Here is a 20,576-nt window from a genome sequence, read left to right on the forward strand (position 1 = left end):
TTCCCTTTCCAGAAAGCGTTCCAATATAACAAAAGCACATCATCCATACGGCCAATGCCAAGAATCATTATTTTCAACAGTATGCTTCGCTACTATCTCTTTAATGTGTTTATTTATCATTTCTGATTCTAAAACCATAAACTTTACAAAGATAGAGTTAGCGAACCACTCTATTTCTTCCTTTCTCATAAACAGCACCTTTATATCCATTTCCATCGATTGGCAAGCAATTAGATGTTCATCTTCATTATTATGATTATCTAAACCATAAAACGGATTGAAGAAAAAAAGCCCGCTCGTATGGATAAATTCAAGTTCACTACATACATCCACAAATTCATTGTATCCTCTCACCTTATCAGCACTTATTTGTGATGTATAAATAAATTTTTGTCTGTTCGCAACTATTAAGATTCGGTTATCTTTTAAAAATATTTTGTCTAGCGCCTTACCTATTTTATTTTCCTTAAGCGATTTAGAAATATAAGATAAATTCTTTTTGTAGTCTTCAATTTCGCAGTCTCTTTCTAATATCCCCAACCCCCTGTATTTTAGATAGTTGAAAATCTCATATAGAGCGGGACATTGCTTAACTGCGATTATTTCGGCGTCCAAATCAATCAATTTAACCAAAGCTAATACACTCCTTTTTTCTTGCTGCTATTCTTTTGAAATAAAAAAGCCTCATCCATTCTCAAGGAAAGGATAAGACTCATTTTTGATTTACGATTTTGCTTCTATTGCTATAGCCTTCTTTATTTGTTCAAGCAAATTTAAATTGTTGACTTCCTTAAAAAAGTAATCTTCTAGAAAGTGAGATAACACTGAATTTATTTTTTCTGTGTCTGAAAATAACGAAAGAATCTCCCACTTAGGAGAAAAATATGTTAAGACCTCTATTTTTATTTTAAATGGCATATCAGGCTTTAAGTTTTCAAAGGAACAACAAAAACATTCTAGTCTCGAAACGAATCTCGATACTTTCACATAATCCATACAATGTATAATAGATTCATATGTTTTTACAGTTTGCCCATCTCGTCTAGATAACTTAAATTTGTTTGCATCAAATCCTATCCAACTTTGATGAAACATATATGCCAATATATCTTTTAGCTCCTTATCTCGAAAATCAGAGACATCCCAATCTTGAAACTGATTTAAAAAACTAAGAATTTCATCCTCATCGACAAAATAAAAACCATTATCTAAGAAAACCTTTAGAATTCTAGAGATCCCTTTATTCATCCTAAAATCATCATTAATTCTTTTTTCTAATCCTTTGTCTTTTTTCATAATAATCTCCTTTTTGTTTTTATCAGTTCCTTGTTTTTTAGATACTACCATTTTTGATTTCTAAACTAGAAAACAAAGAAAAAAACCTTACTCAGCTTGAGCAAAGGTCTTTTTATAATCATCTATTGATTGTTTTATGCTACACATTAGATCATCTAATAATTTCTTTTTTTCTAATCTATCCTTCACAGTTTTTGTGACTTCATTTACTAACAGAGCTCCTATGTCTTTATCGATATCATAAAATAGTTGCTTTATTTCCCATTCAGGTGCTATGAAACAAAGAATTTCTTTAAACACTTCGATTTCATTACCACGAACACGTAATAGATTGATATCCTTTGTAATTGTTAAGAATTTTTTTACGTTACAATAATTAAGCCAACTGAAACCGAAAAGAAATCTATTTTTAGAAAAACCAATATAGACACTATTCAATAATCTTATAAATGTTATATATGTATCTTTCTTTAATCTACAAAGATCAAAAAATAATTCAGCACTAGTAATGTGAATAGATATAGATTGAACCACACATTCAAAATAACTCTCTAAACCTCTTTCAACAGAATCATTAATAAAGATGTCTTGAATTTTGTTCAATTGATTTTCAGATATTTCTAAATCTCTTTTTAATTTAATGAAGAAACCTTCTTTTTCAAAAAACTGAAAAATGTTCTTCAATATTGGAAAATCATTAATTAGTTCTACACTTTTATCAAAATTCACCGAAAAGTTCGCCTTCTTTCCATTTGATTTTACGAATACAACGTTACTTAACTCTGCAACTTTAATGCATACACAGAATCATTAATGCTTTTAATTAATCGCTCCAATAAACTTTTTTGTTCTAAAGATCCCAGTACTAGTTTCTTCATTTCTTTTTTAAACTGCTTTTTAATTTTATCTCCATTTAAGAATAACACTTTAATTTCCCATCCTGGCGAAATAGAACATAAGATTTCTTTCATTTCTTCAGTTAACGGATAATCAATAAATAAACTTTCTGTGTAAAAGTTAAACAAAATGTCAAAGGAACCATTGCTGCTAAAATAAATTTTTGCACCTTCTAAAAATTTATGGAATTTCCACCTAATTTCTGTTTTTATATTTTCGAGTGGCAGAAATATTTCAGGATCTAAAGATATAAAATCGATGACATCAAAAATGTTTTCTATCCCCTTCTCTATTGATCCATTTATAAATTCCTTTTGTAAACCTCTCATTTGATTTTTGGTCAATCCCCTCTCAAGATCAATATCAGGAGTTATCCCCTCATTTTCAAAGAATACTAAAATATTTTTTAAAACTACAAAATCTTCAATTTTTCCGTCTTTGTCATTCCCCTTATTCTTCATATATTCCCTTCTTTCCATTTAGGTGCTTGTTCTTGTCTGAATCTCAATTTTACTATCTATTCGCCGCTATATAAGAAAAAACAAAAAAGACTATCCGTTCGGACAGCCTTAACATACCAATTAATTATTGTGCCGATATATATTATCTCCAGGCAACCTTTTAATTTCTTTCCAAGCTGCTATAGCATCCGCTCTATTCTTCCCTTTGTTTGCGGGATCTGAAAAGAAATCTCTAGTGAATTGATTATATTCGAATTGTGTTCCTATTTCTTTTTTGTATCCAGGCTCCTTTTTTCGCTTTTCTTCTTCATACCAAGCTTCTACTGCATCTTTATATGTTTTTCCTACATTTTGTTTAAAGAAGTTTTGTATGTATGTAGAGAAATGAAATGAAGGGCCAATCACCGATTTGAAAAACTCTCTCGCTTTTTGGCTGCATTTATGGCCTTCCTGAATAACGGTATCTAAACTTAAAGGATGGTCATCTGTTTTTTTGTAAGTAGAAGTTTTCCTGAGCGGCTTTTTTATTTCTCCAGTTTCTAAAAAAACAACGATCCTATCGGTGATCTCTTCTTTTGATCCAGATGCGCTTATACCGTGTTGCCGGCAAAAGGTTTGTAATTCTTCTTTTAGCCAATAATAATCTTTGAATTTCTCAATATTAACATTTTTATCTAATGTTGGTCTCAACACAAATCACTTCCTATCTATTCCTACAATGCGCCCTTATTTCTTTTATGTTGGTTAAGCTGACAAATTCTCATTTTTCAGAACTTGCTCTATGTCTTGATATAAACAATCAACTAAGCGTTTAAGTAATTCTTTTTCTTCTGTTATTTTTCTAATTGTTTTCTTAAGAACTTTGATCTTTTCCCAAAACTTTTTTTGCTCGCTCATAAAATATGAAGCTATTTCCCACACTTCTCCTTCTAATGCAACTATAAGTTTATCACTTATGACATAACCCTCTTCTTTATCTTTATACGCTTCTATATCACGCACACTTAAATAACTATCAATTTCTTCTCCATCAGTCTCTATGTAAAATCTATTAAGATGTTTTAACAGTTCTTCTCGCTTTTCAAGTGTTAAATGATCCCCGAACTCACCCAAATGAACCAAACGAACATCCTGAATATCTCCAAAAAAGTCAATTAACATAATTGGTTTACTATCTAATCTATATATATCTGCGTTGTCTGGGATAATTTTATCTAACTCATCCATAGGAACGCCGGGGACGAGCCCTTCATTTATAAGCAACTCTTTAGTTTTCCACATTAAATTCCCACCTTGTTTCTACGATCATTTTTTGTTTTAGAACCTTATTTTTGAAGAGAGATATAGTATTCCATTGTATATGGCATAGACACTTTTTCCATAGTGCTTATTCTTCTTTTGTAACAAGACGTTTTATATCTAAGAATTCTTTATTCATTTTAAATCGTTTAAACAGTTCTTTTTGAAACTCATTTGGCTCCGTTATTATGTCCTCTTTGATACATTGTAACAACTTCTCAGTGAAATTCTCTCTTTCTAAAAGCATTTCTACCACACCGCAAAGTATTGATATTTGTTTTTTAACTTTTTCTTCGGAATTAAGAAACAACGATTGTATTTCCCAACCTGGTTTAAGAACAGATAAAATTTTATCATCCTGTATTCTTAATGTTTTAAATGTAGTGATCTCGGGTATTAAATTACATCTTGAATCATCCCAAGTAAGGTGTATGTAACTTAAATATCTATTTAAGTGTTCTTCATCCTCTACACTTAAACAAAACCCAAGTGAAGAAACCGGCATCCCCTTAGGAACTATTTTCGTTTGACTAATAAAATTTTTTATTTCATCGACAGTGATTTCATCCTCCTTGTTAATCTTCCTACATAATTTAAATAATCTTTCAAAATAAATGATTGTTTGACTCTTTATTTTCCACTTCAATCCCATATTCTCTAAAAGCTTTACTGTCTTTAACATTCATTCTCTCCTCTATAATTGAACACCGGTATAAATGTCATTTTTCTTTACTTCCCTTTTGAAAGAAAAGGTTTATTTATGAACTTTATAAGTTATATCTTCTAAGCGAAACTTGTAATCAGATAACATTTTTCTTTTCTTGATCTCATATTCGAAAGCAGCCAACAATTTACCAAAGGTATTCCTATCTTTAAGTTGCTTCTCGACAGCTCTTACGAGAATTTTGGATTGCATTCTGTTTCGTTGTGACTCTTCAATAAAAATAGAGACAAACTCCCACTGAGGATATACAGCATTTAAAATATCCTCATCTATATGATGTATTTTTTCTTTTCCAAAGTATTGTCTAATCAACTCGAAATCGACTATACATTCTAACTCTTCACCTTTTCCATAATAGTTGATCTCTACTGCACTGATATACTTTGAAAGCATCTCTTGTTTTTCTGTTTTTAAATTTTCTCCTATTCCATCAATCTTATTCAGATGAAAACCTTTTACTTCGAAATTAAATAATTCTAATGCTTTCTCTTTATTTATCGAGCGAGACATATTCCCAAGTTCATTGAGAATTTTCTGCACCTCATTCTTATCCGCTCCCATTCCAATTCCCTCATCTTTTATAACAGTCCATACTTTTTTCAATATCATTCACTCCTATTTTTATATATTACATTAGTTTTTTTAGAAGTTGAAAAACCCGAAATGACATTCTTTTTTGTTTGTGTCTTCATTGCTTATTTTTTTCTTCCTTCTAAAAAAATTTGTATGCTTATTTTTAGGTGAACAAAAAAACGTTTAAAGAACAACCTCAAAGAGCGAATTAAATTGAATAACGCAGATAATGCAAAACAACAAGAAAAGAAAAAAGAATTATTAAAAGTCCTCTCTTCGTGGGTTGAAAGTTTTGATGGTCCCTATACGATAAAAGAATATCGAGCACAAGGTTTAAAGCCTTCTTATAGTACAGTGATTAAATACTTCGGTTCTTGGACAAAAGCATTACATCAAACTGACGCTCAGAAGCATACCAAAGAAAAGCTATTAGAAAACTTGCGGAATTGGGTCGAATATGAAGACGGACCGTATACAAAAGAAAAATACAGATTATCAAGAAAACACCCCAGCATTCATAATTATGTCAAAGTCTTCGGTTCCTGGACAAAAGCTATCGAAAGCGCAAAAATCCAAAAAAAAGTAGAAGAATCTATAAAACAGCTTTATCAACGTTACGACGAAAAATTTCTATTAGACAATTTAAGAGAGTGGGCAAAGTCATTTTGTGGACCTTACAGTACAATCGAATATCGAAAACAAGGATTATCCCCCAGTTCTAGCCTTTATTATTACCATTTTGGTTCTTGGATAAATGCGCTGAAAAAAGCGGGTTTAATCACCGAAAATGTTAGAACCTATAAATTTACAAAGGACAGTATTCTTGATTCTTTGAAGAAATGGGCAGAATCATATAATGGTCCACTTACTTCAATTGAATATTCAAAACAAAATCTCTCACCTTCATTAGGTACAATGCATTATTATTTTGATAGTTGGGAAAATGCTATGGAATCAGCTGGCCTAAAAGAGCTTTATTATAATTCGACAAATAACTATACAGAAGAAGAAACAATAAACACTTTAGTAAGATGGAAACAGAATTATGGAGGTCCTTATACTGTGCAAGCCTACAAAATGTCCAAACTAAAGTCTTCTGCTGGGAATATAGCCTTAAACAAGGCTGAAATTAGAAATAATCCAGAACAAATTTATACCTTTATATCAGATGAACAAATCATTTTATCAATCAAAGAATGGTTTAACACCACTGATGGTCCGAAAACAAGCAAAGTTTATCAAAAAAATATTAGAAACCCATCCTATTCAACACTGGTAAATAAATTTGGAAGTTGGAAGAAGGATTTAAAAGCGCTGATTTGGTCAATAAGAGAACTATGTTTCAAAATAAAGCCCCTTTTGCAGATATTGTTACTTTGAACATAAAAAAAGGACCTTGTATAACCAAGGTCTTTATTTTTAAGATGTCCTTTGTACCCGTAGTAAACAAAAAATAAAAATTAATTTTACCGAGCTTCATAATGTTCGTTTCTTTTGATAAGTTAACAAAGTTGAGATTTTATTGATAAATTTCCCTTACATTATTCCAATCATACTTGTCACAACATTCGTAAAAACTCCATTCCTTCATACTCACTTCATCTTCGACATCAGCCCTAATAGAAACATCTACTCCGTCGGTGTTAATCGCATCAAAGTATATACAATCTCCCTTTTGTTCTTCTACAAAAGTAACCTTTTTATAATGACCAAGCGATTCGATGTAATTCCGTACCTCTTCAATTGTGTATTCCACTGCTATCATCCTTTGTCATAATATTCTCTTTTGAGTATTTCCTAAATATTATAAAGCTTTAATTTAAGAATAGTTAAAAACAATAAACTTTCTGGAAACAGCCTGAAATAATTAGATACAGATAAAATGTTTGTGCATATCTAAGATATAGACTTCCTCAACTTTCGTTTCAGAGTTATGTTTGAAGTTTGAATTGGGTTTATTTCTTCTAATTCAAAATTTATAGCTCCAATATTTTTTTCGAATTTCATCTTTCTTTCAGGTGTTCCTCTTCCGCTTCCACAAGAATATTAATTTATCAATCAAAGAATGGCTTAACATCACTGATGGCCCGAAAACAAGCAAGGTTTATCAAAAAAATCATTTGAAACCCATCCTATTCAACACTGGTTAATAAATTCGGAAGTGAAAAAAAGGCACTAGAAGAGGCTAGCTTTGGATTAATAAAAAGGACTATTTTTTAAAACAAGTCTCTTTTAGAGATCCTGTTGTTATTGGTCATTATCAATAAATAATCAGAAATGTAAAAACAATTTGACACCCCTGAAACAAATGATACAATAATAAATGTAAAATACTTTTTACATTTACGTGAGAGGGGATTGAATTATGGATTGGATAGTTGGTTTATTTCTAATTATTTTAGCAATATGCATCTTTTTAATTGTGACAATTCTTGCGTCATTACCTAAATTAGGTGATGAAAGGACAAATTACATTAAAATGAAAGCACAATCGTACACGTTTACAGTTGTAATTGGTGTTGTGTTATTAGAAATTATCGAATCTATATATTTAACAACCTGGACAGACAGTTCTTATAAAGGTATGAATCCATTTGTTTTTCTAGTTGTGATTTCGGTTATATATTTAATCTCACTACTATTGTCTAAGAAGAAATACGGCGGTTAAATGAAAAATCACATTAAGGAATTAAGAAAATCGGTAAAACTATCTCAGGAAGAACTGGCTAAACTTTGTAATGTAACAAGACAAACGATAAATGCTATTGAAAACGATAAATATGACCCCACTTTACAACTAGCTTTTGATATAGCCTTTGTGCTAGATACCACAGTAGACGATCTTTTCATAAACGAGTCTACTAGAAATGATAAAATCGACCTCATATAGAGGTCTTTTATTATGCACTTCTTAATAACTCTACTGTTGTATAATTAGATAATGAGACACATAAATGATTTTTGTTCTACTCGCTTTTCAAATACACATTTTTGCTTAATTCGAGTCAAGGTAACCAATATAGGTAGTTGTTCTAGATCTTGGTATCGCTCCATCCTACTTTTTAAACGGTTATGAAAGTTGTTAACGTTTTGCATATGAAAAACCCCTTTATTCACACGTTGTTTTTTCGCTCATTAACCGTACAAAAAACAACAATCTATAAGAAAATATCTTAAGATAAAAAACCAAGGTTCTTATCAACCTTGGTTTTATAATTAGATTCAGGCAAAATGCTTGCGCACACCTAAGATAAAGAGTTCCCCAACTTTTGTTCAGAGTTGTGTTTAAAGTTTAGATTGATCCATTCCTTCTAATTCAAGATCTATAGCATCTAATAATTTTTTTGAAATTCTTCTTTCTTCCAGGCATTTATCTACCGCTTCCTCAAGAATAATAAGTTGTTTTCTCTTTTTCTCTGTCTCATTCATAAAAAGAGAAGCAATTTCCCATCCAGGATAGAAATAGCCCACAACTTCTTTATCAATCTCAAGCGAATCACAGTGGGATAACAACCTTTCAGCAACCATTCTACATCTCAATGTTTCTCCATATAAATTAATCTCTAATGATTTTAAATACTTCAATAAGACATCTCTTTTACGACAATCCAATCCCTCCCAATTTTTTGAAGCGGATTACCCCAGTTAAACACAGACAATGTAGAACATATCTGTTCGTTATTTCTGGATCATTTTCAAATAATAGTCTTATTAAATTTAAATTTTTCGATTCAATAGATAAACATAAACCTTCATCGTCTAACACCTTCAGAACTTTTTCCATTTGCGATTAACCTCTCATTTTTACCACCTATGATTCACAGAGATAGTATGTTCATTCTTAATTAGTTCGTTTTTTAGATGTTCAACCATTTCTTCTGCAATATGTCCGCTTATCTTATAATATCCACCTATCAACCACTCTTTTCCTTTAGGGAAGTATATGTCACAAGCGGCGTGCCATTTATCTGTTCCTTCCGGTTCTATACCCAATTCATCCCAAGGTCCTTTTAATCCAACAGGTAAAGATGAAAAAATATCTTTTGCTTCTTCTATAGAAATTTCCTTATTGGACGTAATTGTGACACTCCATCCCATATGTAATCCCCCTTAACATCATTCATTAATTGTTTTCCTTTATCTTTAAAATCAATAAAATAAAAGCTATTCTTTCTTACCACATTTTTGATTACATCTCTTTCAATCTATAATCAATCTCACTTATTTAATAAAATTATATGATTAAATAAATGTCATTGTAAAAAAAAGACCTTTCAAGTCCTTTAAATTTTATAAACACTTTATAATTAAATATCGCTATTCTTATATGTAGTGATATAGCGTTAAGTAACTCATATCCTACATCTTCTCAATTGTATTCCCGCCACTCGAGTACTATAATTGGTTAGCAACACAGTTATACATTAAGTGTTTTGTAAAGGAGATTTTTCATAATGACAGTAGGTCTTAAAATAAAGTCACTTAGGAAAGAACATAAACTAACACAATCGCAGCTGGCCGCTAAAGCAAACCTTTCTCGATCTTATCTAGCTGACATTGAAAGAAATAGATACAATCCTAGTTTATCCACACTAGAGTCTATTGCGGGTGCGCTTGGCGTTCAGGTTGCAGATATACTCGTTGTAGAGAATACAAACAAAGAAGTTCCGGATGATTATAAAGAGAAAGATATTGCAAATCGCATAAACGAATTAATAACAGATCTAAAACATCCAGATAAATTCTTCTTTTTAGGTGAGCCTATCAGTTTGGAAGCAGCTGATTACCTTATTGAGTCATTTGAACATTTAAAGCGGCAAACCCCAAAAATAAACAGGGTTGTGGATCCAAAAAGCAAATCTCATTAATATAAACTTTAATATAATCCTAAAATCTCTATTATAGTTCCTCATCTATAAAACAAGCTCTTTCAATATTACATTTAAAAGATCAATAGAATAATAACAATAGCTAAGACCAATCTGTAAAAAAAGTCCAAATCTATACCGTGTTACAGAATTGTTTTCCATAATTCTTTTTTACATACAAAAAAGACCCCCTTAAAGAGTCTTTTCATTTAATTTAGTATGATATCCCGATTATTGCATCCGGATGTCTTTTAAATTCTAAAATAAGTTCTTCCAACCAAGGAACAGCCTGTTTATAGGTCCCCCAACTGTTAAGTGAATTAAGTTTTTTGAATTTATCAGGTTCAGAAACCATCTTATTTAGCCCGTTTTCTAATAAAGGCAAAATTTCTTCTGCTTTTTTTCCTTGTGAATGATATAGAGCTTCATATACCCCTGCTACTCCCCACATAGGTACAAGGTTGTTTGTAATGTTTTTTTCAGTAATGCTTTTTTCTTCTTTCGTTAACCAAATGTCTAAACTCATTGTCTACACCCTCTCTGTTCCTTAACCTTCTTGTTTCACAGATTATTCAAGCTATGTATATTCTATATACAAATATTATAATCTCAAAAATTTCATTATGGTAATTTGCCACTGCACCAATGGACAGAATCAATAATCATCCGATCTCGTTTATTAATACCTTGTATAACACTTTCATCTTTTCTATGGCCCAATTTTCTAATTTTGGCTCTACAGGGTCACTTATCACAAAAATTCTTGCCCATTTACGACTGTTCCATTCTGTTTGAAAAGTTAGGTTTTCATTAAGTTCAGATTTGAGAATTGAACCGAACTTGTTTTTTATTTGTTCAACCTTTTCTTTGTTTTTCTTATCATTGTTTTTTTCAAAGTGCAGCCCCACTTCAAGAGCTCCTCTTCTTCTAAAACAAAATTCAAAGTGTGTATTAGGACATTCTGTTTTGATCTGAAGGTATTTATACTTATGGTTTAATTTTAAAAGATTGTCCTCAATATTCATTTCTTGAGAAACTCGATTTTTTAATCCAGCAAGAAATTTGTATCTCTTTTCGTTTTTTTCAATTGTCCCAGTTTCATTACTCTCTTTTCTTTCTGCTCTAATAATATACTCCTCAGCCTCTGTCAGTGGAATAATCACTGATGTAGTTACAGCAATATCATTGTTACTCAAGCTATAAGCGGAAAATTTAACACAACTAATATCAATGCCAAATTTTCTTAACCAAAGAACCGTTGCTGTTACTTCAGGTCTGAAATCACCAGAAGTTATAATAATTCTTGGTTTGTCTGATATGGAATCAAGTTCATCCTCGACGAATTCCTCTAGTCTTTGTTTTACTTCATCTTCCGATAAAATCTCGCCCTTTTTAAAAAGATAATCTTTATGTATTTCTATAACATCTTCTAAAGTCAAAGTCGCACAATATGCTGCGTATTTAATAGCTTGAAGTTCAACTGTTTTACCGCTATCATCACGCTTCAGCTCCACCACCACTAAGTTACCCTGTTTGTCTAAAGCCAGGATATCTAATCTTTCAGAAGTTTTATCGAACTTATCGTATTCATTCGTAATGATGTAAAGATCTTCACCTAATATCTCAGGTTTTTCTATAACCCATTTTTCGATATCACTTCTCTCATAGATATTTAAGGACTTAAAATCTGTTTGATCAATAATATTTAAATCATCATTCGTTCTGTTGATCGTAAAGAACATTATGCATCACCTTTTTATTTAATTATGCGAGAGCGGTCACACAATTTTATTGTAACTTAATAACAGAAATTTTGCGTGTTTTTTAACTTTACTCTTAAAACTTACCGCTAATGAAAAGGTTCCTCTCGTAGCGCAAACAACTTTTTTCTTCCCTATCTATATAATCCGCCCTAATTATAGATATTTTTAGAATGAAAAAACACGAAACACAAAAAACCTGTCTTATAAGACTTATTTGTCGAAGACAGGTTTTAAAGAGTAGGTGATTTTACTCTCCCCATAATACATCATCTCCTCTTAATGGATTTTTAAACATTCTATTGTTTGTTTGTTCAATTTTATATCTTATAATAAACACCTATAAAATTAACGAAGGTGATATTTTGAGTAATTTAAGACCGCATCAAATGTCTAACTTAATATTGCTAATGGAATACAAAAGACTGTTAAAAAACAAATCAAACACTTATAAGTTTGACGACATCAGATTTCTTGAAATAAAAAAAGCTCTAGAAGAGAGAACAAAACAAAAATATAAAGATCAACTAATGGTCATCTAAACTATACAGTACAGTGTTTTGGTAAGAGAATATACTCCAGCCCCAACTATGGGGATAACAGAAGGGTTATGAGGAGGAAGGTTTGTATGCTGGACAGAGAGCACAGAAATTATGCAGAAAAGGTTTTAAAACATCTTTTCATAGGTACGCAAGTTGACGGAATGCAATTTGGGATATCTCCAGCAACAATAAAGATTTATTTTACGAATTTTGATATGTCGTGCGGTTCGGATGACTACGGCGGGCAATTATATCTCAACATTGAATCAAAATGGTGTTTATTCGATAATCCACCTGAAACATACCCATCGAATGAGGATCAAATCGAAGATTACTCCGAGGATGAACAATACAGTAGAATTTTCAAAGTTAGAAGACAAAAAGTTGTAAATGTAAAGTTAGGAGAAGAAACGCCGCATCTATTTATAACATTAGAAAATGGGTATACGATTTTCGTGAATGGTTCTCACGATGAATATGAATGTTGGCAAGCGGGAGTCCAATTTGATAACGATACTTGGCTTGTAGTTTCAGCTCCTAATGATGAAATCTCTGCCTGGGCTCCTGTAGGTTTTAATACCAAATAAAAAATAGCCGGTGGATTTATCCATCTGCTATTTTTTTGTATTTAATGTTTTTTGTTCGAAAGTCTCTGAGATTTCACAAGAGATTTATTATATTACTTCTCCGTTTGAAGAGCGGCCCTATTAGCGTAATACCTTTTTTGTGTATTAAATCAATTGAATTTCACCTTTAGTAATCCTCGTTCTCTATAATATCAACATTCATATTTAATTTTTTATCATAGTTCGGCAGAACACCCGTGACTTCAGTTGTGGGATGAATGCCGAACGGTCTTTTGCTTTGAAAAGGAAATAACGTTTGCTATAATCAGAACGTATGTTTCTAAAAAACAAATGAATGGAGGTGAAGAACTTGCTCAGACACCTTGCTTACAAATTTCGAATCTACCCTACAAAAGAACAACAGATCTTAATACATAAAACCTTCGGTTCTTGCCGTTTTCTCTTTAACCATTTTCTGCACGAGTGGAATCAAACGTATGAGAAAACCGGGAAAGGACTTTCTTATAATGCTTGCGCTAAAGAATTACCAAAATTAAAAAATACATACATTTGGTTAAAGGAAATTGATTCTACCGCGCTTCAGAGCTCTGTTCGTTTTTTAAGTGATAGTTTTACTCGCTTCTTTAAAAAGCAGAATCGAGCACCACGATTCAAGCGAAAAGGTGATGACGTTCAATCGTATAAAACGGTGATTCAAGGTAAAGCGCAGAACGCTCATCTCACGATTCAAGACAATAAAATTAAACTACCGAAGCTAGGTTGGGTGAAGTTTGCAAATAGTCGCAATGTGAACGGACGGATTCTATCCGTCACCGTCAGAAAAAATGCAGCTGGCAAGTTCTTCATCTCTGTTGTGTGTGAAGAAATGATCAGTGCAAAACCAAAGACCAACAATACCGTAGGTATTGATTTGGGTATTACTGACTTCGCTATTCTTTCAACTGGCAAAAAGGTAAATAACCATCGCTTTACAAAAAGAATGGAGAAGAAACTTAAACGCGAACAGCGTAAGCTATCTCGTCGAGCCCTATTAGCTAAGAAGAATAACATCAAGTTAATCGATGCTAAGAATTATCAAAAACAAAAGATTAAAGTGGCTCGTCTTCACGAGAAAGTGAAAAACCAACGCCAAGACTTCTTACATAAATTATCTACTGATCTCGTCAAAAACCACGACGTGATTGTGATCGAAGATTTACATACCGAAGGTATGTTAAAGAACCGAAAGTTGTCTAAATCTATTTCTGATGTCTCTTGGAGTGAGTTTGTCTCAATGATTACCTATAAAGCTGACTGGTACGGGAAAACAATCATCAAAATTGACAGATGGTTTCCTTCTAGCCAGATTTGTAACTACTGTGGCCATCAAGATGGACCGAAACCACTTCACATCAGGACCTGGACTTGTAATAATTGTGGCTGTGCTCACGACCGTGATATCAACGCTGCAATGAATATAAAAAACGAAGGTTTAAGACTTATTGCCGGTGGAATCAACGGTGTAGCCTGATAAAATAACTAAAACCTATGGCCAAAAGGAAAACCGATTGGCTAAGTCTGGTGTTCTCAGGAATCTCGGTACTTTAGTGCCGAGTAGTTCAAAATCATACATCTGTAATCTTTCAGCAATTCTCATCATTTGATTTGGTCTTTTTTCATTTTCAAGAAAAATCATTGCTCCAACACAGTATAATTTCATTTTAGAATACGCTAAGAAAAACAATTTAATAAGCATCAATCATACTAATGAATAGTACGACCAAAATAAGAGTAAAAACGTTAAAGACCTATACACTAGGTCTTTATTTTTTTATTCTAAAAGCAACAATATATGCGAAAAGAGTCTAAAAAAATAAACACAGCATATAAAATACTGTGTTTATTACATTTTTATTTTGATTTAGTTGATTTTAGTTCATTATAAAATGCTATTAACTCTGGATCTTTTAATTCATCTAATATTTCGTCCCATTCTTTACTTATTCTCTTGCTTTCTTTATAGGATTTAGTATATAACACGATCTCTACTAATAAAGCCATCGAAAAAAGACGAATAATCCTGTTATAAATAAATATAACATATTCAAAACCTTTTACTCCTTTTATGTTGTTTTATTGTAAAACTATTTTTAGTTTTTAATTTACTAATGAAATATCGGGATTTTCTTTTATATGTCCTATTACTTCATACGAATCAGGATAGATAGGAAGAAAGGTACTCTCCTCCAAGGTATCTTCCTCATACTTTCTGATAAACTTATATTCAAGTTTAAATCCAAAGTCTCTCCAAACTACAACATAAAATTTCCCCTTTTCACTTAATCGTTGTAGAATGTGACCTTCATATATTTCTTTACCTCTAAAGTCCTTCTCTCCAATATACTCGAACCTTTCTAACCCACTAAGATCGGAATCACTCACGAAGATCGCATCGTCTTCCTCATCTTCAGAAAACCAAAACGAATTATCATTATACGGATTTATAGGTTTAGACATTTTCTCGCCATTCCAAGCCATAACTTTATATTCTCTACTCATTTATTTTTCCAACTCTCTGTAATTTAGTGATATATGCATATAATTCATCTTTTTGGAGATCAAGCTATTACTTTCAAAAATACAACCGCTAGATTAAGGTTTATAGATTCCGTTTCGGAGTGCTGACAACGGTTAGGGTATGTTTACTGCGTTATCTCTTCCCCTATAACTTTTCTGTTTGATTCAATACTTTATTAAAATCTCCGCCTGATTATGTATGTTTAGCATCTAATCTTCCTTTCAAGGTTTCTTATATTTTTCATATTGTAGCGTAATAATTTTCAAATTGAGAAAAAATAAAATAATCCCCTCACTTAAGAGGGGATTATTTTAAATTGTTAAAGCATATTGATATTTAGGTTTCATTCTACCGTTGTATTGATACAAGCACACTTCGCTCCAAATCGAAGGATTTATTCCTCTTCCAATCTCAATAGCAAGTCCAGCCGGTCCGTCATAAAAAAGGTGTATTTTTTCGTAATCGTGTTGCTGCAACAATTTTTCGATATCGCCTTTTATTTTAGATTGGATATTAACAACGTCTTCTCTATACAAGATCCTTTTCAAGTTAGGGTCATCAACTCCAAAGGATATAAAATCAGTCTCTCTTTTAAGCGTTTCTTCAACTGACTTTCTTTTAACTACTCCACTAACAGATACAAGAACAGCAAGTTCTTCATTTTGTTTTATATCTGTAAATGTTGTTAATGTGACACCCTTCTCTTGAGTAGGATTGTCTGAAACCCAAAGGCCTGTTTCCCTATTATACTGATAAATAGAATAAGGAACAGTATCCGTTAATAATGACCCTAGATGAATGAGAAGAGGAATTGGAGATAAAGGGAAAACTTCACCAACGTTTGCATTTTTCTCTTTCATTTTTGCTAGGAACCTTTCATACAGCTCCTCGTTTCTTTTTTTAGCCTCTTCCCATCCTTCCCTCGTAAATTCATTAAATAAAGTTTGATCTTCTACAGCATCGATCAGAATATATGGAGCATCACCATCAAATTCAATGTCAGTTAATGGTCCGCCCAATCTTTTATGAATCAATGCAATACTTTTCTTTTTATTAGACTCTGACCAAGAGGCAACTCTTTCTTCGTGATCTTTTTTCATTTTAAATAATCTATCAGGAGGAAATCGATCTTTAGTGTGATCATCATCTATTAGTTTAGAATGGTAGTGACACATTAACATTAGGTTCGAGACATCTTCCAATGTTTCTTGGGTATACCCGTATTCCTCCATATATTCGTGTCTAGGAGAATTTTTGGCGTGACCAATTATATGAGCTTTTATCCCGACGTTCGTTAGGTCTCCCGATGAAGTTTCAATCAATCGTTTGTTACAACCTTCAAAGGAACAAATACCACCACACGCTACCCACAAATGGGCCTCCTCAACTTTCCTGAGCGGCCTTCTTTTTGTTACTTCCGCGCCTTGAGTCAAGATTACTCCTCCTTTTAAGTTCAATAATGGTCGGCTCATCACCATATCCATACCAAACTTTCAAATCATCTATCCCAACTATAACAAAAAACAAACATTTTTGTTCGAAGCCTATTTTTATCAGTCGTTTCCAATCTTTAATATCAATACCAGAGGGATTAGGTATTCTCTCCGGATGTGTATGCCATTCCCCGAGGTATAAGCAGCTTTCTTTTTCTCTTTCCCACACCTTGTTAAAATACTCTTGATGCTCTTCCTTTTTCCTAAAAAAACGATATCTCGTTCTCTTGTCACTTGGCATTGGCTCAGATACATCATCGATTATAAAATTCTCATCCTCGATTAAGACCCTCCCAATAAGGATACCTCCAGCTTCTTTGTCTCTTGTTTTTATTTGCTTGTATTTAAACATTTTTTCTATAGCTTCTGGCCGTATTGTTAAAGACTTGTTGTCCGGCAGTAAGTAAACCTCTTCTATATTATTGATGAATATCCCTTCCTTCATTGGAACAAATAGGGCAGCTATCGTCTTTATATAACAACTTCGTCTCATTTAGTCGCTCGTTTGAGAAAGAATACCTTGGAGTGGTTTTATAACCACTTTCTTTAAATAGCTCATCTTCCCCTTTCCAGGAAAGCAAAGGATTGTCCAATAGTTTACCCATCATAACCTTTATCCCCGCTTCGACTGTAAGCATAGCTGATCGTTCACTGTCTAAAAAGTTATATGGTGTGAATGCGGATCCGCAACCAGTGAGATCTTTAGAGAAATCTTGAAAAGGTATTGCAAAAGAAGAACGATTATAAATAGGCCCCTCTTCATCTGGTTTGAAAAGACATTGATAACAACCTTTCTTTTCTCCATTCAGAGTTACCAAAGTATGTCCCCCTATTCCAAGCGGCTCAACCCAAGTATAGATCGTAGGGGGCGGCTTCGGAAGACTTAATAGCTTCTGATTAATCATCATTTCTATATTGGGTGAGCCAATTGCAACAACAAATAAATCTATATCATCTTTGCTGATATCAATTTTATCTAAAACCTTAAAAACATCTTCACAGTAAGTTTTAACTTCGGTAAAAGGGTATTTCCTGTTTATCTCTTCTTTGATTCCAATTACTTTATATTTATTTGTTAGACCATTTTCTTCGTCAATGGAAAAGACCTGATCGCTTCCCAGAGCGTGTCTATGGATATTTTCGACTTCAATCTTGTCTTTATCAATTAAAGTAATTTTTTTGACCCCTGCTTTAGCTAAACGCACAGCAATTTCACTTCCTACAGAACCTACTCCTGCGATTAAAATATGCTTATTCATCAATTCTGTATTCCCACCTGTTCGATTTAAAAGATAATTAGGATGCCAACGTTTAATGATCAATCTACTGAAAATATCATTTCCATCCTTCTGAACAAACGGATGAATTTGCAACTTACTCTTGTTTATATTCTTAGACGCCCTTGCACCTTCCAACAAGCATCCGAACAATGAAACATTCCCATTCGGTGTTGGTAGACCAACGATAATAAATTCAAATTTTGGATCTACACCTTTAACTCTTTTTGATGCTAGACGTTTGAATTCCATTTGATTTTCACGAGTTAGGTTAGAGAATATCTTATTTTTTAAATCATTAAATCCCCAATTTCTATCCACAGGAGGGAATATCGACGCGCCTTCTTTCAATGGAATATATAAACACCTATATTTGATCACATTATTTAAATTTATATGAAAAAAGCGTTCAGCTATTTCTTTGATCGAACGCTTTTTCTCTGTACTTACAAATAACATAGATTTATGGATTTCCTTAGAATTACTTACTTTATTGCTCCAGAGATTTAATTCTCTTACGTTTGTTTTGCTTGTATCGATATGAGCATATACATCCAAAGACCCTTTTTTTAATTGCCAATATGACTCAAACTCATTTATGAAATCATCTTTATTTTCTCCTCTTGCTCCTGCCTCCAATATTGAAATAACCTTTTCCAAGCAGTTTAAGAGAATTGAAGCGGGATACCTTGTATCAATCAAAAGTGATTCGCTTCTTGTGTAACAAATAAAACCTTTAGACGGCATTTTGTGAGGAATACGTCCGAAAAAATGTTTATTGTCGAAAAATAAAGGCAATTCATTCGGAAAATGTTTAGGGAAACCAACTGTTAATTCAACTGGTCTCCCGCAAACATTGATTCTTATTTCCGCTAATTTTGTTTCATCATCCTTTGAATTTTTCTCTTCTAATATGTTAAACGATTTTATTAATGTTTGATCCAACTTTGATAGTTCTAATTTTAGACTTTCTAAGTTAACTGACATTATCTTCTATCACTCGCAGATTCGGAACTAGGAATGACAGCTCTCGCTGCTGACTTTTTAGCTGTATCTGGTCTTTCCGGAACAGGGAAATCATCTCCAAATTGACCTTTCAGTACTTGCGCAGCGTCTGTAGGATCTGTTTTTTCTTTAGCCTCCTCTAGAGCTTTGAGTAATGTTTCAAGTTTTTCTTTGAATGTAGACATCTGTTTATCAGTCATTTTTTCAAATAACTCGGGTTTTGGCTCTACAGGCAGATGCACCTTTAATCTCGGCATAAATTTGTATTCTCCGTCCACCTCAACCCAGTACAGTTCGAATCTGGACAGCATTTTTGAAACAATATTGATTAGCGCTTCAAGATCGTTGTATGTAGTTTTTCCAGAGAACTGATCAACATCTTTTTGAATTTCTAGCCAGTGATATACACAGGAAGTCAATGCTATTCCGGTAGGCTTTCCATTCACTGAATCGAATTTTATATCTTTCCATCTTTTTAGATAACGAACAATTCTTCTAAATTGCCTTCTATCATCTTTGTCTGATAAGTGATCTCTAATTTCTTTGATTAAATCTTTCGGATTAGATTCATCCCAAAATTTATCTTCAGCCTTACTAGTTGGTTTTCCCTTAGCCAGGTATACTTTACCGTCGTTGTTTTCCGTAGCATAAACCGTTACATCAACGTGGTAACCTTCTTCGTATGTTGCTGTTATACACGGTTTTTTAATACTTACATCCGAGGTTTGATCTTCAAGTTGGTCTTCAAGAACCTTAAAAACCCATTTTTTAGCCTCTATAGGATCTACATCATCTTTAGACATATTGAAATATAGACCTACATCGATATCATAATCGCCATCAAGAGGTTTAATCCCAGTATTCATAGCATACGATCCTTGGTTAAAAGGTTCAAAGTTATAATCTGTTTCGTCTTTTAAATTCTTTTTAAGTTTATTTATGATTATGTCTCTTTTTTCTTTCAGGTCCGCATTTTCTTCTTTTAATTTAATTTTTTCGTGAAATTCATTGAATTGCGATCTGCAACTGGCCACATTCATTCCCCCAATTTTTTTATTTCTTACATAAATTATACCATATTCCAGAAACGAATGTACGTTCTAACCCTTATAGATTAAGTTTTTACACTTCTATTGGTTTTTTGTAAATCATCCCTACAAAAAAAAGACCCCATTAAAAGGTCTTTTCACCAATGTATAGATATAAAATTCAATCTTCAATATTATCTCTTACAATC

Annotated in this window: 24 protein-coding genes and 1 pseudogene; 6 read left to right on the top strand and 19 right to left on the bottom strand. The window is 32.5% G+C overall.

Features of this window, described 5'->3' with window-relative positions:
• Positions 1-39 precede the first annotated feature (39 nt).
• The 8 genes from AAGG74_RS15745 to AAGG74_RS15780 all read right to left on the bottom strand — a co-directional run bounded on the left by AAGG74_RS15745 (position 40) and on the right by AAGG74_RS15780 (position 5,280).
• The gene (locus tag AAGG74_RS15745; protein ID WP_429676152.1) at positions 40-633 is read right to left on the bottom strand and encodes a hypothetical protein; all 594 of its coding nucleotides are present in this window, start codon (positions 631-633) and stop codon (positions 40-42) included.
• Positions 634-723: 90 nt separating this feature from the next.
• Complete coding sequence (locus AAGG74_RS15750; protein WP_429676153.1) at positions 724-1,296, bottom strand: hypothetical protein; 573 nt, start codon at positions 1,294-1,296, stop codon at positions 724-726.
• Between the two features lie 87 nt (positions 1,297-1,383).
• Complete coding sequence (locus AAGG74_RS15755; protein ID WP_429676154.1) at positions 1,384-2,025, bottom strand: hypothetical protein; 642 nt, start codon at positions 2,023-2,025, stop codon at positions 1,384-1,386.
• Positions 2,026-2,072: 47 nt separating this feature from the next.
• Positions 2,073-2,654 (bottom strand): hypothetical protein, encoded by a 582-nt coding sequence (locus tag AAGG74_RS15760; protein WP_429676155.1) that lies wholly within the window; start codon positions 2,652-2,654, stop codon positions 2,073-2,075.
• A 120-nt stretch (positions 2,655-2,774) separates the two neighbouring features.
• Entirely contained in the window at positions 2,775-3,344 is a 570-nt protein-coding gene (locus tag AAGG74_RS15765) for a DUF6434 domain-containing protein (protein ID WP_429676852.1), read from the bottom strand.
• A 54-nt stretch (positions 3,345-3,398) separates the two neighbouring features.
• Complete coding sequence (locus tag AAGG74_RS15770; RefSeq protein ID WP_429676156.1) at positions 3,399-3,935, bottom strand: hypothetical protein; 537 nt, start codon at positions 3,933-3,935, stop codon at positions 3,399-3,401.
• A 106-nt stretch (positions 3,936-4,041) separates the two neighbouring features.
• A complete protein-coding gene (locus AAGG74_RS15775; protein WP_429676157.1) occupies positions 4,042-4,635 on the bottom strand; it encodes a hypothetical protein in 594 nt (197 codons plus the stop codon).
• Positions 4,636-4,707: 72 nt separating this feature from the next.
• The gene (locus AAGG74_RS15780; RefSeq protein WP_429676158.1) at positions 4,708-5,280 is read right to left on the bottom strand and encodes a hypothetical protein; all 573 of its coding nucleotides are present in this window, start codon (positions 5,278-5,280) and stop codon (positions 4,708-4,710) included.
• Between the two features lie 183 nt (positions 5,281-5,463).
• On the opposite strand from AAGG74_RS15780, the gene AAGG74_RS15785 reads away from it, so the two are divergent.
• The gene (locus AAGG74_RS15785; RefSeq protein ID WP_429676159.1) at positions 5,464-6,630 is read left to right on the top strand and encodes a homing endonuclease associated repeat-containing protein; all 1,167 of its coding nucleotides are present in this window, start codon (positions 5,464-5,466) and stop codon (positions 6,628-6,630) included.
• Positions 6,631-6,769: 139 nt separating this feature from the next.
• Here AAGG74_RS15785 and AAGG74_RS15790 read toward each other — a convergent pair whose 3' ends face one another.
• Positions 6,770-7,006 carry a hypothetical protein gene (locus AAGG74_RS15790; protein ID WP_429676160.1) on the bottom strand — a complete coding sequence of 79 codons (237 nt, stop codon included), beginning with the start codon at positions 7,004-7,006 and terminating at the stop codon, positions 6,770-6,772.
• Positions 7,007-7,615: 609 nt separating this feature from the next.
• On the opposite strand from AAGG74_RS15790, the gene AAGG74_RS15795 reads away from it, so the two are divergent.
• Together AAGG74_RS15795 and AAGG74_RS15800 are read left to right on the top strand one after the other, a co-directional pair.
• Positions 7,616-7,918: a hypothetical protein gene (locus AAGG74_RS15795; RefSeq protein WP_429676161.1), complete on the top strand. Its 303-nt coding sequence runs from the start codon at positions 7,616-7,618 to the stop codon at positions 7,916-7,918.
• Complete coding sequence (locus AAGG74_RS15800) at positions 7,919-8,140, top strand: helix-turn-helix transcriptional regulator (protein WP_429676162.1); 222 nt, start codon at positions 7,919-7,921, stop codon at positions 8,138-8,140. It begins immediately after the preceding gene.
• 124 nt (positions 8,141-8,264) lie between these two features.
• Here the strand turns inward: AAGG74_RS15800 and AAGG74_RS15805 are convergent.
• The 3 genes and pseudogenes from AAGG74_RS15805 to AAGG74_RS15815 all read right to left on the bottom strand — a co-directional run.
• A pseudogene (locus AAGG74_RS15805) lies at positions 8,265-8,393 on the bottom strand (IS1595 family transposase); the annotation flags it as partial.
• Between the two features lie 142 nt (positions 8,394-8,535).
• Positions 8,536-8,835, bottom strand: coding sequence for a hypothetical protein (locus AAGG74_RS15810; protein ID WP_429676163.1), 300 nt, complete (start codon positions 8,833-8,835; stop codon positions 8,536-8,538).
• Between the two features lie 219 nt (positions 8,836-9,054).
• A complete protein-coding gene (locus AAGG74_RS15815) occupies positions 9,055-9,348 on the bottom strand; it encodes a hypothetical protein (protein WP_429676164.1) in 294 nt (97 codons plus the stop codon).
• Between the two features lie 356 nt (positions 9,349-9,704).
• On the opposite strand from AAGG74_RS15815, the gene AAGG74_RS15820 reads away from it, so the two are divergent.
• Entirely contained in the window at positions 9,705-10,118 is a 414-nt protein-coding gene (locus AAGG74_RS15820) for a helix-turn-helix domain-containing protein (RefSeq protein ID WP_429676165.1), read from the top strand.
• Between the two features lie 214 nt (positions 10,119-10,332).
• On the opposite strand, the gene AAGG74_RS15825 is transcribed toward AAGG74_RS15820, so the two are convergent.
• Together AAGG74_RS15825 and AAGG74_RS15830 are read right to left on the bottom strand one after the other, a co-directional pair.
• Positions 10,333-10,644: a hypothetical protein gene (locus AAGG74_RS15825; protein ID WP_429676166.1), complete on the bottom strand. Its 312-nt coding sequence runs from the start codon at positions 10,642-10,644 to the stop codon at positions 10,333-10,335.
• A 136-nt stretch (positions 10,645-10,780) separates the two neighbouring features.
• Positions 10,781-11,860: a hypothetical protein gene (locus AAGG74_RS15830; RefSeq protein ID WP_429676167.1), complete on the bottom strand. Its 1,080-nt coding sequence runs from the start codon at positions 11,858-11,860 to the stop codon at positions 10,781-10,783.
• 646 nt (positions 11,861-12,506) lie between these two features.
• On the opposite strand from AAGG74_RS15830, the gene AAGG74_RS15835 reads away from it, so the two are divergent.
• Together AAGG74_RS15835 and tnpB are read left to right on the top strand one after the other, a co-directional pair.
• Complete coding sequence (locus AAGG74_RS15835; RefSeq protein WP_429676168.1) at positions 12,507-13,007, top strand: hypothetical protein; 501 nt, start codon at positions 12,507-12,509, stop codon at positions 13,005-13,007.
• Positions 13,008-13,356: 349 nt separating this feature from the next.
• Positions 13,357-14,517: an IS200/IS605 family element RNA-guided endonuclease TnpB gene (gene tnpB, locus AAGG74_RS15840; RefSeq protein ID WP_429676169.1), complete on the top strand. Its 1,161-nt coding sequence runs from the start codon at positions 13,357-13,359 to the stop codon at positions 14,515-14,517.
• 626 nt (positions 14,518-15,143) lie between these two features.
• On the opposite strand, the gene AAGG74_RS15845 is transcribed toward tnpB, so the two are convergent.
• From AAGG74_RS15845 to AAGG74_RS15865, 5 genes are all read right to left on the bottom strand, one after another.
• Positions 15,144-15,545, bottom strand: coding sequence for a YopX family protein (locus tag AAGG74_RS15845; protein WP_429676170.1), 402 nt, complete (start codon positions 15,543-15,545; stop codon positions 15,144-15,146).
• A gap of 330 nt (positions 15,546-15,875) precedes the next feature.
• The gene (locus AAGG74_RS15850) at positions 15,876-16,997 is read right to left on the bottom strand and encodes an SAVED domain-containing protein (protein ID WP_429676171.1); all 1,122 of its coding nucleotides are present in this window, start codon (positions 16,995-16,997) and stop codon (positions 15,876-15,878) included.
• Positions 16,948-17,502, bottom strand: coding sequence for a Mov34/MPN/PAD-1 family protein (locus tag AAGG74_RS15855; RefSeq protein WP_429676172.1), 555 nt, complete (start codon positions 17,500-17,502; stop codon positions 16,948-16,950). The genes AAGG74_RS15850 and AAGG74_RS15855 overlap by 50 nt, the downstream gene beginning before the upstream one ends.
• Positions 17,477-19,321, bottom strand: coding sequence for a ThiF family adenylyltransferase (locus AAGG74_RS15860; RefSeq protein WP_429676173.1), 1,845 nt, complete (start codon positions 19,319-19,321; stop codon positions 17,477-17,479). Before AAGG74_RS15860 ends, AAGG74_RS15855 begins: the two co-directional genes overlap by 26 nt.
• Positions 19,321-20,373 carry a nucleotidyltransferase domain-containing protein gene (locus AAGG74_RS15865; protein WP_429676174.1) on the bottom strand — a complete coding sequence of 351 codons (1,053 nt, stop codon included), beginning with the start codon at positions 20,371-20,373 and terminating at the stop codon, positions 19,321-19,323. The genes AAGG74_RS15860 and AAGG74_RS15865 overlap by 1 nt, the downstream gene beginning before the upstream one ends.
• Positions 20,374-20,576: the final 203 nt, after the last annotated feature.

It is taken from the genome of Bacillus mexicanus, from assembly GCF_050445615.1.
Lineage (GTDB): Bacteria > Bacillota > Bacilli > Bacillales > Bacillaceae > Bacillus > Bacillus mexicanus.